11 protein-coding genes are annotated in these 14,980 nt (G+C 72.4%); 4 read left to right on the forward strand and 7 right to left on the reverse strand.

Going from position 1 to position 14,980, the window contains the following annotated elements:
• Positions 1–75 precede the first annotated feature (75 nt).
• A complete protein-coding gene (locus ACFV9J_RS33420; protein WP_385360618.1) occupies positions 76–1,749 on the forward strand; it encodes an L-lactate permease in 1,674 nt (557 codons plus the stop codon).
• 36 nt (positions 1,750–1,785) lie between these two features.
• Here the strand turns inward: ACFV9J_RS33420 and ACFV9J_RS33425 are convergent, their stop codons facing one another.
• Positions 1,786–2,505, reverse strand: coding sequence for a FadR/GntR family transcriptional regulator (locus tag ACFV9J_RS33425; RefSeq protein WP_385360620.1), 720 nt, complete (start codon positions 2,503–2,505; stop codon positions 1,786–1,788).
• A gap of 211 nt (positions 2,506–2,716) precedes the next feature.
• Here ACFV9J_RS33425 and pulA point away from each other — a divergent pair, with 211 nt between their 5' ends.
• Together pulA and ACFV9J_RS33435 are read left to right on the forward strand one after the other, a co-directional pair.
• Positions 2,717–8,134, forward strand: coding sequence for a pullulanase-type alpha-1,6-glucosidase (gene pulA, locus ACFV9J_RS33430; RefSeq protein ID WP_385360622.1), 5,418 nt, complete (start codon positions 2,717–2,719; stop codon positions 8,132–8,134).
• A 55-nt stretch (positions 8,135–8,189) separates the two neighbouring features.
• Positions 8,190–8,549, forward strand: a complete 360-nt coding sequence (locus ACFV9J_RS33435) for a 5-carboxymethyl-2-hydroxymuconate Delta-isomerase (protein ID WP_385360624.1) — start codon at positions 8,190–8,192, stop codon at positions 8,547–8,549.
• Between the two features lie 18 nt (positions 8,550–8,567).
• Here the strand turns inward: ACFV9J_RS33435 and ACFV9J_RS33440 are convergent, their stop codons facing one another.
• The 6 genes from ACFV9J_RS33440 to ACFV9J_RS33465 form a co-directional block, all read right to left on the reverse strand.
• Complete coding sequence (locus tag ACFV9J_RS33440) at positions 8,568–8,984, reverse strand: hypothetical protein (RefSeq protein WP_385360626.1); 417 nt, start codon at positions 8,982–8,984, stop codon at positions 8,568–8,570.
• Positions 8,981–9,673, reverse strand: a complete 693-nt coding sequence (locus tag ACFV9J_RS33445) for a TetR/AcrR family transcriptional regulator (protein ID WP_385360628.1) — start codon at positions 9,671–9,673, stop codon at positions 8,981–8,983. Before ACFV9J_RS33445 ends, ACFV9J_RS33440 begins: the two co-directional genes overlap by 4 nt.
• 66 nt (positions 9,674–9,739) lie before the next feature.
• Positions 9,740–10,813, reverse strand: a complete 1,074-nt coding sequence (locus tag ACFV9J_RS33450; protein ID WP_385360631.1) for a PDR/VanB family oxidoreductase — start codon at positions 10,811–10,813, stop codon at positions 9,740–9,742.
• On the reverse strand, positions 10,810–11,709 hold the full coding sequence (locus ACFV9J_RS33455; protein WP_385360634.1) for a metal-dependent hydrolase: 900 nt from the start codon (positions 11,707–11,709) through the stop codon (positions 10,810–10,812). The genes ACFV9J_RS33450 and ACFV9J_RS33455 overlap by 4 nt, the downstream gene beginning before the upstream one ends.
• Positions 11,710–11,812: 103 nt before the next feature.
• A complete protein-coding gene (locus tag ACFV9J_RS33460) occupies positions 11,813–13,744 on the reverse strand; it encodes a hypothetical protein (protein ID WP_385360636.1) in 1,932 nt (643 codons plus the stop codon).
• Positions 13,745–13,837: 93 nt separating this feature from the next.
• Positions 13,838–14,347 (reverse strand): tetratricopeptide repeat protein, encoded by a 510-nt coding sequence (locus ACFV9J_RS33465; protein ID WP_385360638.1) that lies wholly within the window; start codon positions 14,345–14,347, stop codon positions 13,838–13,840.
• Positions 14,348–14,482: 135 nt separating this feature from the next.
• On the opposite strand from ACFV9J_RS33465, the gene ACFV9J_RS33470 reads away from it, so the two are divergent.
• On the forward strand, positions 14,483–14,929 hold the full coding sequence (locus ACFV9J_RS33470) for a hypothetical protein (protein WP_385360640.1): 447 nt from the start codon (positions 14,483–14,485) through the stop codon (positions 14,927–14,929).
• The last annotated feature ends 51 nt before the right edge of the window (positions 14,930–14,980 follow it).

A 14,980-nucleotide genomic window follows, 5' to 3' on the forward strand; every position in this document is an offset into this window, starting at 1 on the left:
CAGGGCGCCCAGGCCGCTCGGGGCTCGGGGCACCCGGCACCGGCACGGCGCGCAGACCTCAGGAGGAGCACTTCCGTGACCACCGCGCCACCGGCCGTCCTAGCGGCCTTCACCCCCGACGTGGACGCCGTCGGAGACGGCCTCGCCGCCACCGCCCTGCTGGGCCTGGTCCCCCTCGCGGCCTTCTTCCTGCTGCTGATGGCGGCCAAGCGCCCGGCCCTGCAGTCCGCGCTCGGCGCACTGCTCGTCGCGCTCCTCGTGGCGGTCCTCGGCTACGACATGCCCGTACAGCTCGGCGTTCTCTCCGCCACCCAGGGCGCGGTCTTCGGCCTCTTCCCGGTGATGCTGATCGTCGTCGCCGCCATCTGGTTCTACGAACTCACCGTGATCAGCAAACGCTTCGAGGACCTGCGCCGCTCCTTCAGCGCCGTCGGCCGGGGCGATCTGCGCGTCCAGGCCATGCTCATCGCCTTCTGCTTCGGCGGACTGCTCGAGGCCCTCGCGGGCTTCGGCGCCCCGGTCGCGATCACCGCCGCGATGCTGATGGCGCTCGGACTGCCGAAACTCAAGTCGGCCGTGACCGTGCTGCTCGCCAACACCGCGCCGGTCGCCTTCGGCGCCATGGCCATCCCCATCACCACCGCCGGCAACCTCACCGGCATCCCGGCCGAGGACGTCGCCGCGGTGGTCGGCAGGCAGAGCCCGCTGCTCGCCCTCTTCGTGCCGCTGCTGCTGCTCTTCGTCGTCGACGGACGGCGCGCCGTCCGGCAGTTGTGGCCCGTCGCCCTGGTCACCGGACTCGTCTTCGCGCTCGCCCAGTTCTGGTGCGCGTCCCACTTCGCGTACGAACTCACCGACGTCGTCGCCTCACTCGCCGGTTTCGCCGCCGCCGTGCTCATGCTGCGCTTCTGGGCCCCGAAGACCCCTGACGACCAGCGCTCCCAGGTCGAGCCCGAGCCGCTGACCCCCCGCCGGGTCACGCTGGCCGTGCTGCCGTACGTCCTGGTCATCGCCATCTTCGGCCTCGCCAAGCTCAACGTCGGCGGTCTGGACATGCCTGAACTGCTGGGCAGGATCACCCTGAAGCTGGAGTGGCCCGGCCTGTACGGCAACCTCCTGGCCCCCGACGGTTCCGCGTCCGGCAGCGCGGTCTACAAGCTGGAGGTCCTGGGCAACCCCGGCACGCTGCTGATCATCTCCGGGCTTCTCGTGATGCTCGTGTACGGCCTGGTGAGCGACACCGACCGCTACCCGATGACCGCCGGCATGGGCCTGGCCGCCGCGGGGCGCACCCTGAAGAACATGCGCACCGCCATCGCCACGGTCGCCACCGTGCTGGCGCTGGGATACGTCATGAACCAGTCCGGCCAGACGGTCGCCATCGGCACCTGGCTCGCCGCCGTCGGCGGACTCTTCGCGCTGCTCTCCCCGATACTCGGCTGGCTCGGCACCGCCGTCACCGGGTCCGACACCTCCGCGAACGCCCTGTTCGCCACCCTCCAGCAGACCGCGGGCCAGGGTGCGGGCATCGACCCGACCCTGCTCGTCGCCGCCAACACCTCCGGTGGCGTCGTCGGCAAGATGGTCAGTCCGCAGAACCTGACCATCGCCGCCACCGCGGTCGAACAGCCGGGCTCCGAACGCGTCCTGCTGCGCAAGGTCGCGGGATACAGCGTCGGGATGCTGGCCGTCCTGTGCGTCCTGGTCTACCTGCAGTCGCTGCCGGTGCTCTCCTGGATGCTGCCGTAACCCGAAGGGGGGCGGGCCGGGCCGTGATCAATACGCCTAGCCGTCGACCAGCGTGCCGTGGAAGCCGCGGATGTGTTTCTCGGCCAGGTCGGCGGCCTTCCCGCCCTCGCCCGCACGCACCAGCCGCAGCAGCTCGGTGTGCTGGGCGTTCAGCGCCGCCGCCGTGGCCGGCCAGTCCTCGGCCGTCTCCAGGGCGCGCAGGATCAGCGGGCGCACCGACTCGCGCACGGCCGAGGTGAGGGTGGAGGTGAGCTGGTTGCCGGAGCTGCGGGCGATCTGGACGTGGAACCGGGTGTCGAGGTCGTTGAACTCGGGCACCTCCACGTCCGGTTCGCCCATGCTCGCCACGAGTGCCTCCGCCTCGTCGAGGTCCTCCGCCGAAGCGTGCTCGGCGGCCGCCTCGAAACTGGAGCGTTCGAGGACGACGCGGGCCTCCAGCACGTCTTCCAGGCCATAGCTGCCCAGGGCGAAGTGCAGGCGCAGCAGTCGGCCGAGCGCGTCGTCGGGGTTGCGCACGATCCGCGCGCCGGCGTCCGGTCCGCGGCCCGCCTGCGCGACCAGCACCCCGATCGTCTCCAGCACCCGCAGCGCCTCGCGCAGCGCCGACCGGCTGACCCCGAGGACGGGCGCCAGCTCACGCTCCGGCGGCAGCCGGTCACCGGCCTTCAGCTCCCCGGCCAGCACGCGTTCCTCGATGCTCTGGAGCACGAGTTCGTGTGTGCGGGACTGCCGCACGGGTTGCCACTCGACGGGCATCCGCCACTCCCTCGCTCGGCCGGACGGTCCTTGACGCAACTATGTCACACAGGGCATGTGGTCGGACCAAACCGTCCGAAACTCCCGACGGCCGACGGTCGTGAAAATTCTTGCCGTTACTTTCACCTCTCTTGCCGCAACTCTTGCGGCAGCGCTACGGTCTCGCCGGGGTCGGACCCGATCGAGCCGTCAGCACAAGGAGTTCACGTCCGTGATACCGAGATGGCCGGTGCCTGTCGCGCGCCGTACCGCACGAGTGAGACGGGTCGCGGGCGTCACCGTGGCCGCGCTCGCCGCCGCCCTGCTCCCCCCGCTCGCCGCACGGGCCGACACCCCGCCCGCGCCCCCGTCCGACGCGAAGCTGGCGAAGACCGCCGCACGCCACGACCTGACCCGGGAGCAGTTCTACTTCGTCCTGCCGGACCGTTTCGCCAACGGGGACGCCGGGAACGACCGCGGCGGCCTGACCGGCACCCGGCTCGCCACCGGCTACGACCCCACCGACAAGGGCTTCTACCAGGGCGGCGACCTCAAGGGCCTGACCGAGAAGCTCGACTACATCAAGGGCCTGGGCACCACCTCCATCTGGATGGCGCCCATCTTCAAGAACCAGCCCGTGCAGGGGGCCGGGGAGAACGCCTCTGCTGGCTACCACGGTTACTGGATCACCGACTTCACCCAGGTCGACCCGCACTTCGGCACCAACAAGGACCTCAAGAACCTCATCTCCAAGGCCCACGCCAAGGGCATGAAGGTCTTCTTCGACGTCATCACCAACCACACCGCCGACGTCGTCGACTATGAAGAGAAGTCGTACGACTACCTCTCCAAGGGCGCCTTCCCGTATCTGACCAAGGACGGGCGGCCCTTCGACGACGCCGACTACGCGGACGACGAGCACCGCTTCCCCCGCGTGGACTCCGGCTCCTTCCCGCGCACCCCCGTCGTCCCGGCCGCCAAGAAGAAGCTCAAGGTCCCCTCCTGGCTCAACGACCCGGCGATGTACCACAACCGCGGCGACTCCACCTGGGCCGGCGAGTCCGCCACCTACGGCGACTTCTCCGGCCTCGACGACCTGTGGACCGAACGGCCCGAGGTCGTCCGGGGCATGGAGAAGATCTACCAGCGGTGGGTGAAGGACTTCGCCATCGACGGCTTCCGGATCGACACCGTGAAGCACGTCAACATGGAGTTCTGGACCCAGTGGGCGACCGCGCTGGACGCCTACGCCGCGAAGAAGGGCCGGGACGACTTCTTCATGTTCGGCGAGGTCTACTCCGCCGACACCTCCGTCACCGCGCCCTACGTCACCGAGGGCCGCCTGGACTCCACACTGGACTTCCCCTTCCAGGACGCGGCCCGCGCGTACGCCTCCCAGGACGGCAGCGCGCAGAAGCTCGCCTCCGTCTTCGGCGACGACTACAAGTACACGACCGACAAGGCCAACGCCTACGAGCAGGTCACCTTCCTCGGCAACCACGACATGGGCCGCATCGGCACCTTCCTCAAGCAGGACAACCCGAAGGCCACCGACGCCGAGCTGCTGAAGAAGGACCGGCTCGCCAACGAGCTGATGTTCCTCAGCCGCGGCAACCCGGTGATCTACTACGGCGACGAACAGGGCTTCACCGGCGCCGGCGGCGACAAGGACGCCCGCCAGCCGATGTTCGCCTCCCGCGCCGCCGACTACCTCGACGACGACCAACTCGGCACCGACCGCACCCACGCCGCCGACGCCTACGACACGCGAGCACCGCTCTACCGGCAGCTCAGTGCCCTCGCCAAGCTCCGCAAGGCCAACCCCGCCCTCGCCGACGGCGTCCAGACCGAGCGCTACGCCGCCGACGGCGCCGGCGTCTACGCCTTCTCCCGCACCGACGCCAAGACCGGCACCGAGTACGTCGTCGCCTTCAACAACGCCGACGCCGCGAAGACGGCCACCTTCGCCACCGGTTCGGCGAACATGACCTTCCGCGGCCTCTACGGCACCGACGACGACGTGAAGTCCGGCGCCGACAAGAAGGTCACGGTCACCGTCCCGGCCCAGTCGGCCGTCGTCCTCAAGGCCGCGGGCCCGCTCGCCGAGCCCGCCACCGAGCCCACGGTCACCCTCACCGCCCCCGAGCCCGGCGCCACCGGCACCGTCGAGCTGACCGCCGACGTCACGGGCGGACAGCTCAACCGCGTCGTCTTCGTCGCCCAGACCGGCGACGGCAAGTGGCGCACCCTCGGCACCGCCGACCACGCCCCCTACAAGGTCACCCACACCATCGCCGAGGACACCCCGGCCGGCACCACCCTGCGCTACAAGGCGGTGGTGATCGACTCGGCGGGCCGTACCGCGAGCGCCACGGCCGCGTCGACGACCGGCACCCCGCCCGTCGAGCAGCCGCCCACCGCCGCCTCCCGCGACTACGCGATCGTCCACTACAAGCGGGACGACGGGAACTACGAAGACTGGGGCCTGTACGCCTGGGGCGACCTCGCCGAGGGCGAGGCCACTGAGTGGCCGGACAGCCACCCCTTCACCGGCCGGGACGCCTACGGCGCCTTCGCCTACGTCAAGCTCAAGCCCGGCGCGACCGACGTGGGCTTCCTCGTCGTCGACAAGGACGGCAACAAGGACGTCGCCGCCGACCGCACCATCGACGTCACCGAGACCGGCGAGGTGTGGATCGAGCAGGGCAAGGAGCAGGTCGCCACGGAGCGGCCCGAGTACCCGGCCCAGGACACCACCAAGGCCGTCCTGCACTACCACCGTGCCGACGGCGACTACGACGGCTGGGGCCTGCACGTCTGGGGCGACGCCGCGAACCCCACCGACTGGGCCGAGCCCCTCCAGCCGGTCAGGACCGACCCCTACGGCGCCGTCTTCGAGGTGCCCCTCACCGAGGGCGCCAGCAGCCTCAGCTACATCCTCCACAAGGGCGACGAGAAGGACCTGCCCACCGACCAGGCCCTGGACCTCATGGCGAACGGCCACGAGGTGTGGCTGGTGAGCGGGGAGGAGCAGTACCTGCTGCCGCAGCCCGCGGGCTCGGCGGCGGCCGTCGACCTCACCACCTCCAAGGCCGTCTGGATCGACCGGAACACCGTCGCCTGGAACGGCTCCGAGGGAGCCGCCTCCACCCAGTTGCTCGCCTCCCGCACCGGCTCGATCAAGGCCGCGAACGGCACCCTGACCGGCGACGACGACACCACCTGGCTCCGCCTCACGAAGACCACCCTCACCGACGCCCAGAAGGCGAAGTTCCCGCACCTGAAGGAGTACACCGCCTGGTCGGTCGACCCACGCGACCGCGACCGGGTACGGCAGGCCCTGCGCGGCCAGGTCGTCGCCTCGCAGCGTGCCGCCAACGGCGCGGTTCTCGCGGCGACCGGTGTGCAGATGGCCGGTGTCCTGGACGACCTGTACGCGGCCGACGCGACCAAGGCCGGCCTCGGGCCCACCTTCCGCCACGGCCGTCCCACCCTCTCCGTGTGGGCGCCGACCGCGCAGAGCGTGAAGCTTGAGATCGGCGACCGCACGGTCCGCATGCGGCGCGACGACGACACCGGCGTCTGGTCCGTCACCGGCCCGCGCTCCTGGAAGGGCAAGTCCTACCGGTACGCCGTGAAGGTGTGGGCGCCCACCGCGGGCAAGGTCGTCACGAACAAGGTCACCGACCCCTACTCACTCGCCCTGACGACCGACTCCGAACGCAGCCTCGTTGTCGACCTGGACGACCGCTCCCTCGCCCCGCGCGGCTGGGAGCACTACCGCAAGCCCGAGGCCGTCCCGCTGCGGGACGCGCAGATCCAGGAGCTGCACATCCGCGACTTCTCCGTCGCCGACCCGACCGCCGACGCGGACCACCGGGGCACCTACCTCGCCTTCACCGACGAGCAGAGCGACGGCTCGAAGCACCTGCGCGAGCTGGCCGAGGCCGGTACCTCCTACGTGCACCTGCTGCCCGCCTTCGACATCGCCACCATCCCCGAGAAGAAGTCCGAGCAGACGACGCCCGACTGCGACCTCGCCGCGCTCCCGGCCGACTCCGAGAAGCAGCAGGAGTGCGTGACGAAGGCCGCCGCCAAGGACGCCTTCAACTGGGGGTACGACCCGTACCACTACACGGTTCCCGAGGGCTCCTACGCCACCGACCCGGACGGCACCGAGCGCACCGTCGAGTTCCGCAAGATGGTCAAGGCCCTCAACGACGACGGGCTGCGCGTCGTCATGGACGTCGTCTACAACCACACGGCCGCGAGCGGACAGGCCAAGACCAGCGTCCTCGACCGGATCGTGCCCGGCTACTACCAGCGGCTGCTCGCCGACGGCTCGGTGGCCAACAGCACCTGCTGCTCGAACACCGCCACCGAGAACGCCATGATGGGCAAACTGGTCGTCGACTCGATCGTCACCTGGGCCAAGGAGTACAAGGTCGACGGCTTCCGCTTCGACCTCATGGGCCACCACCCCAAGGCCAACATCCTCGCCGTCCGCAAGGCCCTCGACGCGCTGACCCTCAAGAAGGACGGCGTCGACGGCAAGAAGATCATCCTGTACGGCGAGGGCTGGAACTTCGGCGAGGTCGCCGACGACGCCCGCTTCGTGCAGGCCACCCAGAAGAACATGGCCGGCACCGGCATCGCCACCTTCTCCGACCGGGCCCGTGACGCCGTGCGCGGCGGCGGCCCCTTCGACGAGGACCCCGGCGTCCAGGGCTTCGCCTCCGGCCTCTACACCGACCCGAACTCCTCGGCGGCCAACGGCACCGAGGCCGAGCAGAAGGCCCGCCTGCTGCACTACCAGGACCTGATCAAGGTCGGGCTGACCGGCAACCTCGCCGACTACGCCTTCACCGACACCGACGGCAAGGAGGTCAAGGGCTCCGAGGTCGACTACAACGGAGCCCCCGCCGGATACGCGGCGGCACCCGGCGACGCCCTCGCCTACGCCGACGCGCACGACAACGAGTCCCTCTTCGACGCGCTGACCTTCAAGCTGCCGAAGGACACGTCCGCCGACGACCGGGCCCGCATGCAGGTTCTCGCCATGGCGACCGCCGCCCTCTCGCAGGGCCCGGCGCTCTCCCAGGCGGGCACCGACCTGCTGCGCTCCAAGTCGCTGGACCGCAACTCCTACGACAGCGGAGACTGGTTCAACGCCCTGCACTGGAACTGCGCCGACGGCAACGGCTTCGGGCGCGGCCTGCCACCGGCCGCCGACAACCAGGACAAGCGGCCCTACGCCAAGCCCCTGCTGGACACGGTGCGGGTCGGCTGCCCGCAGATCACCGGCGCCTCGGCGGCGTACCGGGACCTGCTGAAGATCCGTACGGGCGAGCAGGACTTCTCCCTCGCCACGGCCGGGCAGGTCCAGTCCCGGCTCTCCTTCCCGCTCTCCGGCCAGGACGAGACACCCGGCGTGATCACCATGCGCCTCGGTGACCTCGTGGTCGTCTTCAACGCCACGCCCGAGCGGCAGGAGCAGCGCGTCGACGCGGCGGCCGGGACCGGCTACCGGCTGCACCCGGTGCAGGCGGCGGGCGCGGACCCGGTGGTGAAGACGTCGGCGTACGCGGCGAAGACCGGCACGTTCACCGTGCCGGCCCGTACGGTCGCCGTCTTCCAGCGGGCCGGCTGACGGCGGGAGGTCTGCGGTTAGGGTGAGCCCTGCTGTTCACACCACGGGAGGGCTCATGCCGCAGATCACCGTCGACTACTCCGAGCGGCTCGCCGGCGACTTCGACCGGCCCGCCTTCGCGCGGGCCCTGCACGAGGCAGCCGTCGAGATCGCGGCCGCCCGGCCGCCGGCCTGCAAGACGCAGTTCCGCCGCACCGAGGACACCGTGGTCGGCCCCGACGCCGAGGGGCACGCCGTCGTGCACGTGACGATCGGGCTGCTCGCGGGCCGCACCGACGAGACCAAGGTGCGGCTGACCGAGGCCGTCCTGGAACTGCTGCGGCAGTACGCCAAGCCGGGCGACGGCCTCGCCCTGCACGCCTCCGCCGAGGTCCGCGACCTGGACCCGTCGTACCGGAAGTTCGAGACCGAGTAGCCGGACGGGCGCCGGGTTCTACGGCAGGTCGCGGCGGCCCAGCCAGGCCGGCCGCACCGGCACCCCGTCCGCGTCCAGCTCGGGCTCCCGCACGTCGGCGGGGGCGGGCGGGGCGGCCTCGGGTTCCGGCTCGGGCTCGGGTGCCTGCGGCGCCGCGGAGTCCGTCAGCAGCTCCGCCACCGTGAACCGGGTGACGAACGACTGCCAGGCCCCGTCCACGACGAGCAGGAACCCATCGCCGACCCGCAGCAGGCGACGGCGCCGGGGACTGAGCGGGTGGGGCGGGGAGTAACTCCGCGCCCGCCGCTCCAGCTCCGCGAGCGCCTGCGCGCGGGACCCGGCGACGTGCGCCACCACCTGGGCCTCCGTGTGCTTGCGCTCCCCGGTGCCCATGGTCGTCTCCACGACCAGCCCCCACATTGGCGCGGTGCTCACCGGGCCGACAGCGCGAGCAGCCGGTCCACCAGGTCCCCGAACGGGCCGTCGTCCGGCTCGTCGGCGAGGACCCGGCGGACGAGGGCGCCCATCTCCTCGTCGTAGGCGGCGCTCACCGCCATCAGCGCGGCGAAGTCGTGCACGAGCTGTGCCTCCAGCTCGGCGCGCGGGATGCGGCGCCCGTCCAGCCAGAGCAGCGCGGTCGACTCGGCGAGCGAGACCCAGGAGCGGACGACCAGTTCCAGCCGCGCGGGCGGCTCGGTGACGTCCAGGTGCGAAAGGATCTGGACATACGCGGCCTGCCGTACGGAGTCCACCAGCGCGTTGGTCGTGGTCGAGCCCACGGCCGGGCCGCCGCGCATCAGGGCCGAGAAACCCGGGCCGTGCTCGTCGACGAAGTCGAAGTAGCGGCCCATCACGCGCAGCAGCCGCGCGCCCAGCGGGCCCTGGCGCGGCTCCACGAACCGGTCCGCCAGATCGTCCGATGCGCGCTGCAACGCGGCCTCGTACAGGCTGAGTTTGCCGGGGAAGTAGTGGTAGACCAGCGGGCGCGAGATGCCCGCCGCCGACGCTATCTCGTCGATGGAGACCTCGTCGGGCGAGCGGCGGCTGAACAGATCGAGCGCGACGCCGATCAGCTGCTGCCGTCGCTCCTCGACGCCCATTCTGCGGCGCACCCCGGTAGTCATACGAACACCTTACCGATCGAATCCGGCCTCGAACGGGCCGGACCGGGCATCGACCTTCATCGGCGTTCACATGTCGAGCACGAGCCGGGTGCCGAGGCACCGGGACACGCAGATGAGCATCGAGTCCCCGCGTTCCGAGTCGGTCAGCAACTCGTCCCGGTGGTCGATCTCGCCCTCCAGCACCTTCTGTTGGCAGGTCCCGCACCAGCCCTGCTCGCAGGAGTACGGGGTGTTCGGCAGCTCGGCGCGCACGGCGGCCAGCACCGAGGCGTCGCCGGGCACGGTCAGCGTGCGCCCGCTGCGGCGCAGCTCGACCTCGAACTCCGTGCCGCCGTCGGCCGTCGTACGCGGCGCGAACCGCTCCAGGTGCAGTGCGGCGCCCTCCGGGAGGCGTTCTTCGACGGCCGCCATCAGGCCCTCCGGGCCGCAGCAGTACACGGCCGCGCCCTCGGGGAGGTCCGCCAGGAAGGCGTCGAGACCGGGCCGCCCGTCCTCGTCCTCGGCGACGACGGTGACCTTCCCGCCGTCCGGGTCCAGCTTCTCGATCTCCTCCAGGAACGGCATCGACGCCCGCGTCCGCCCGCCGTACAGCAGCCGCCAGTCGGTGCCCTCGGGCAGGGACCGCAGCATCGGCAGCAGGGGCGTGATGCCGATGCCCCCGGCGACGAACGCGTAGGTGGGGGCCCAGACCAGCGGGAAGCGGTTGCGCGGTCCGCGCACTTCCAGTTCGGTGCCCTCCTGCACCTGCTCGTGCACCTCGCGCGAGCCGCCCCGCCCGTCCTCGACCAGCCGCGCGGCCACGGTGTACGACGAGGTGTCCTCCGGGTCGCCGCACAGCGAGTACTGCCGTACCAGCCCCGAGGGCAGCACCAGGTCCAGGTGGGCGCCCGGCTCCCAGCGCGGCAGGCCGGTCCCCTCCAGGCGCAGCCGTACCACCCCGTCGGCCAGCCGCTCGTGCGCGGTCACCAGCAGCGTCAGCGCGCGGGAGCGGGGCCGCCCGGAGACCGGCGGGTCCAGCGCGGGCAGCGGCCACAGCGGCGAGCCCTGGACGCGGCGCCGCAGCGCCCGGCGGACGACGAGCGCGGCACCGGCCGCGAGGAGCAGGCCCGCCGTCTGACGCGGAGTCGGCTTCGGGCTCATGCGGCACCTTCCTGGGGCTTCTCGGCGGCCGAGGCGGCCGAAGCGGCCACGGCGGCGGGGGAGGTGGCGAGGTAGGAGACGGCCTGCTCGGTGGAGCACTCCTTGGACGGGTGGTAGGCGCGGCTCAGATAGCCGGGTATGGAACGGGTGATCGCGCCGGTGGACGGCAGCAGGCCCTGCCGGCCGCGCCGGTGGAAGTCCCGGAAGGTGGCCCTGCCGTCGACGAGCGTCGGGTCGTTCGCCATGAAGAACCTGGTCCCGCGCTGCCACAGGAACACCAGCGCCGTGAACGCGGTCGCCCAGGTCCGCACCCGCCGCGCGTAGTCCCCGTCCACGTGCACGAACAGGTCGAAGGCGACGGACCGGTGCTCGACCTCCTCGGCGCCGTGCCAGCGCAGCAGGTCCAGCATGGTCGGATCGGCGCCCCGCCGGTCGAGCGCCTCGGCGTTCAGCACCCAGTCGCCGAGGAAGGCCGTGTAGTGCTCGATCGCCGCGATCAGCGCCACCCGCTCCATCAGCCACCAGCGGCGCGGGCGGCCCGGCGGCAGGGTGCGGTCGCCGAGCAGCTTCTCGAAGAGCCAGTCGACCTGCGCGGTGTACGGCGTCGGGTCGAGCCCCTGGTCCCGCAGGTGCGGCAGCACCTCGTCGTGGGCCTGGGAGTGCATCGCCTCCTGCCCGATGAACCCGATGACGTCCTCGCGCAGCCGCTCGTCCCGGATGTACGGCAGCACCTGCTTGTAGACGTGCACGAACCACCGCTCCCCGGCGGGCAGCAGCAGGTGCAGCACGTTGATGGTGTGGGTCGTGAACGGGTCCCCCGGCACCCAGTGCAGCGGGGTGTCCTCCCAGGCGAAGGACACCTTCCGCGCCTTGAGCGGGACATGCTTGTTAGACATGGCGTCAATGTACTGACGGGTACGGCCCGGCGGAACCCTCCTGCCGGTACTTGTTGACGCCAGCGTCAGCTAGCGGTGGGGGCGGGGCACGGGAGAGCGGGTCCTAGCGCAGGCCGCCGATCGTCCGCCCGCCGTCCAGCGTGCCCTTCAGCTCGGCCCGCGCGCCCTGCTCGGCCTTGGCGGTCAGCAGGTTGCCCTCGGCGGAGTCGCCGATGCCGCCCGTGGCCTCGATCGACTCGGTGTCGGGGCCGCCCGCCGCCAGCAGGTACCAGTGCCCGCCCTCCGACTTCCACAGCACCCCGGCCAGCACCTGCGGATCACGCTCGCCGCAGGCCGGCACGTCCTGCGCCTTCGCCGCCACCGCGCCCTGCACGCCGCCCGGCGTCCGGAACTGCGCCAGCACCCGGGCCCCTTCGCCGCGCCAGGTCTCGGCACGGGTGCACACCCACGCGCCCGACCCCGTCCCGTCGGGCAGCGGCTGCGTCGCGAACTCCCAGGCGTTCACCGACCGCACCCCCTGCCCGCGCACCGCGCCCAGCGAGCACGCGTACGGCGCCCAGGCGCCCAGTGCCTTCGCCCCCGAGGCGTCCTTCGCCGCACCGGGACGCCCGGTGGTGAGCCGGGCCGGCACCAGCTCGCCCAGGTCGGTCACCACCCGGGTGTCCGAACCGTCGGTCAGCTCCAGCGCGTTCCACGACGTACAGGCCCCGGACTGCTGCTGCACCGGGCTGGCCAGCGGGGACGTCACGCCGTCGGTGAGCGCCAGCTCCCTGGCCCCGGAGTCCGGCCGGGCGAGATCGCGCGCCGCCGCCTTCGTCACCCAGGGCGCCGTCAGATAGCGGACGTTGCCGTCGGCGCGGCCCAGCACCACCGCGGTCGCCGTCGCCCGGCCGGCCCCGTCGGTCCGCGCGAAGTCCAGGACGGCACCGGCGGAACCGTCCTTCGGCTCGGCGTACCGGACCAGGCGCAGACCGTCGTGCAGGATCACCACCCGCGCGGTGTCGACCTCCCCCGCGTACAGCAGCTGCGGCGGACCGGCCGGACCCCCGGTCGCCGTCCCCGGCGTCGCGGACACCCCCACGCTCTCGCCGGGCCGCGCCCAGACGGCCAGGGCGCGGCGCAGCAGCGCCTCGTCGCCGGTGAGGTCACCGCGGGCCGGCCACACCGAGAAGTCCGTGCGCGCGGACGTCTCCCAGGCGGCCGGCGCGGCCTTCGTCAGCCTGCCCGGATCGAGCGCCGCCTCGGCCGCCGGGTTCTGCGCGTACGGCGGCGCCGCGGCACCGTCCGGGCCCCAGCCGTCCCCGGGCAGGCCGAGGAGCGCCCCGCACACCACCAGCGCCGCCCCGGCGACCAGCGCGGCCTTCGTGTGCTGCCGCCGGCGCAGCAGATCGGTCGGCCGGGCCTGCAACGAGCAGGGGTCGAACTCGGGGGAGCCGAGCAGCCCGTACTGACCCGGCACCCCGTCGGCCTCGCGCAGCGCGGCGTCCGGGTCGGCGACCCCGGCGGCCCGCAGCACCTGCCGCACCCCGTCGTCGGGGAGCCGCTCGAGACCGCGCAGCGCATACGCCGCCCGGCCCGGCCCGGAGAGCGCGGACAGCCGCTGGTCCAGGGCGAGTTCGTCCGCGCCGCCCGAGCGCGGGAACAGCTTGAGGCCCCGGACGTGGGGCAGCAGCGGCGGCAACTGGGACCGCCGGGGCCACGCCCGCCGCCGCAACGGGAGCCCCGCCTCCAGCGCCGTACGCACCACCCGCAGCCGGATCAGCGCGTACCCGGGGTCGACCTCGCGGCCGGTCGACTGGGCCGGGATCACCGGGGTGGTCGTCCGGTTCCGGGGCAGGGCGCGCTGGGTGAGGGCGTGCGCGGACAGCACGCGGCGGCCCCGGCCTAGACCCGGCGGCAGCACCAGATAGGCCAGCCGCGCCAGGCGCGGATAGTGCTCGACGAGCGCGGCCTCGGCCTGCTCGACGTCGACGACCGGGTCGGCGGAGGAGGCGGAGGACGGTGCGGGGCGCGGGGCGACATCCTGTGGCTGCACGTTCAGCAGAACGAGCGAACGGGGCGATGGTCACCGTACGACCGCCGCCCCGGGCCGGGGGCCCCGGGCCGGGGTGCGAGGGTGCGGGGTGCGCTACTCCTCCGGTTCCACCAGCAGTCGCGCGTAGGTGGCCATCGACCTCTGGTAGCGCGGCAGATGGGGTGCCAGCGCGCCGAGCACCAGGGACAGGCCCTCGCGGTCGCGGCCCATGCTCGACAGGCAGAGCGCGAGCGTGGCGCGCACGGCGTCGTCCAACTCGTCCGACGGGGCGACCAGTTCCGGCGAGAGCAGCTTCACGCCCTCCTCCGGGTGCCCGGTGTTCCGCAGCGAGCTGGAGAGCTGGATCTTCGCCCGGCGCCCCTTGTAGGGGCTGGCCTCGCCGAGCCCGCGCCCCAGCGCCTCGCGGTACAGCGGCACCGCCCGGTCGGAGTGGCCCGTGGAGTCCCAGGCGCAGGCCCGCTCGAACAGGCCGAGGGGGCTGTCCGCGGGCAACTCGTCGGCGAGGGCGTCGACGACCGCCCGGAAGTCGGCCGCGTCGTCCTCGGCGTAGTCGTCGAACGCCGCCCAGGCGGCTCTCACACGCTCTTCCCAGTCCTGGTCCACGGGGCCCACTCTCGCACGGCGACCGCACAACGGCACCCGGACTCCTGAGTACTTCGCGCCCCGCGCCCGTATCGATGACGGGGCCCCTCGCCGGGGCTCCGTGCGGCATGTCGCCCCAGCGGACCGGAGGAACACATGAGGCTGACCCGACCGATGCTCGCACCGGCCGCCCTGGCGGCGGTCCTGGCGCTGACGGGCTGCGGCGCCGACGGGGACGGCGCGGACACCGTGCCCGCGACGGCGACCGGCAGCCTGGAACACCTGGCCGCCGAGGCCGAGTGCACCCCGAACATGCAGACCGACGCCGACACCATCCGCCAGGCCCTGTGCGGAAAGGGCGACGGGAAGTACGTCCTCGCCACCTTCTCCACCGACCGCGGCCAGCGCGAGTGGATCAACACGGCCAAGGACTACGGCGGCTTCTACCTCGTCGGCCGCAAATGGGTCGCCGTCGGCCACGAGGACGTGGTGGCCGAGCTGCGCGGCACCCTCGGCGGGACCCTGGAACAGGGCGTCCAGCACGGGGGCGGCGGCGCCGGGCACTCGGCCGGGCACGGCGAGCACGCCGGGCATTCCGGCTGACCGGACGCGGACGCGGACGCGTGGAGGGGCCGGTGACGGAATTCCGTCACC

The sequence above is a fragment of the Streptomyces sp. NPDC059906 genome, from assembly GCF_042730645.1.
GTDB classification, from domain to species: domain Bacteria; phylum Actinomycetota; class Actinomycetes; order Streptomycetales; family Streptomycetaceae; genus Streptomyces; species Streptomyces rubrogriseus.

Excerpts from the sequence above, each read along its gene's own strand:
- ACFV9J_RS33425 (WP_385360620.1), bottom strand. The coding sequence starts at position 2,505 with ATGCCCGTCGAGTGGCAACCCGTGCGGCAGTCCCGCACACACGAACTC.
- ACFV9J_RS33435 (WP_385360624.1), top strand. The coding sequence starts at position 8,190 with ATGCCGCAGATCACCGTCGACTACTCCGAGCGGCTCGCCGGCGACTTC.
- ACFV9J_RS33445 (WP_385360628.1), bottom strand. The coding sequence starts at position 9,673 with ATGACTACCGGGGTGCGCCGCAGAATGGGCGTCGAGGAGCGACGGCAG.
- ACFV9J_RS33450 (WP_385360631.1), bottom strand. The coding sequence starts at position 10,813 with ATGAGCCCGAAGCCGACTCCGCGTCAGACGGCGGGCCTGCTCCTCGCG.
- ACFV9J_RS33455 (WP_385360634.1), bottom strand. The coding sequence starts at position 11,709 with ATGTCTAACAAGCATGTCCCGCTCAAGGCGCGGAAGGTGTCCTTCGCC.
- ACFV9J_RS33470 (WP_385360640.1), top strand. The coding sequence starts at position 14,483 with ATGAGGCTGACCCGACCGATGCTCGCACCGGCCGCCCTGGCGGCGGTC.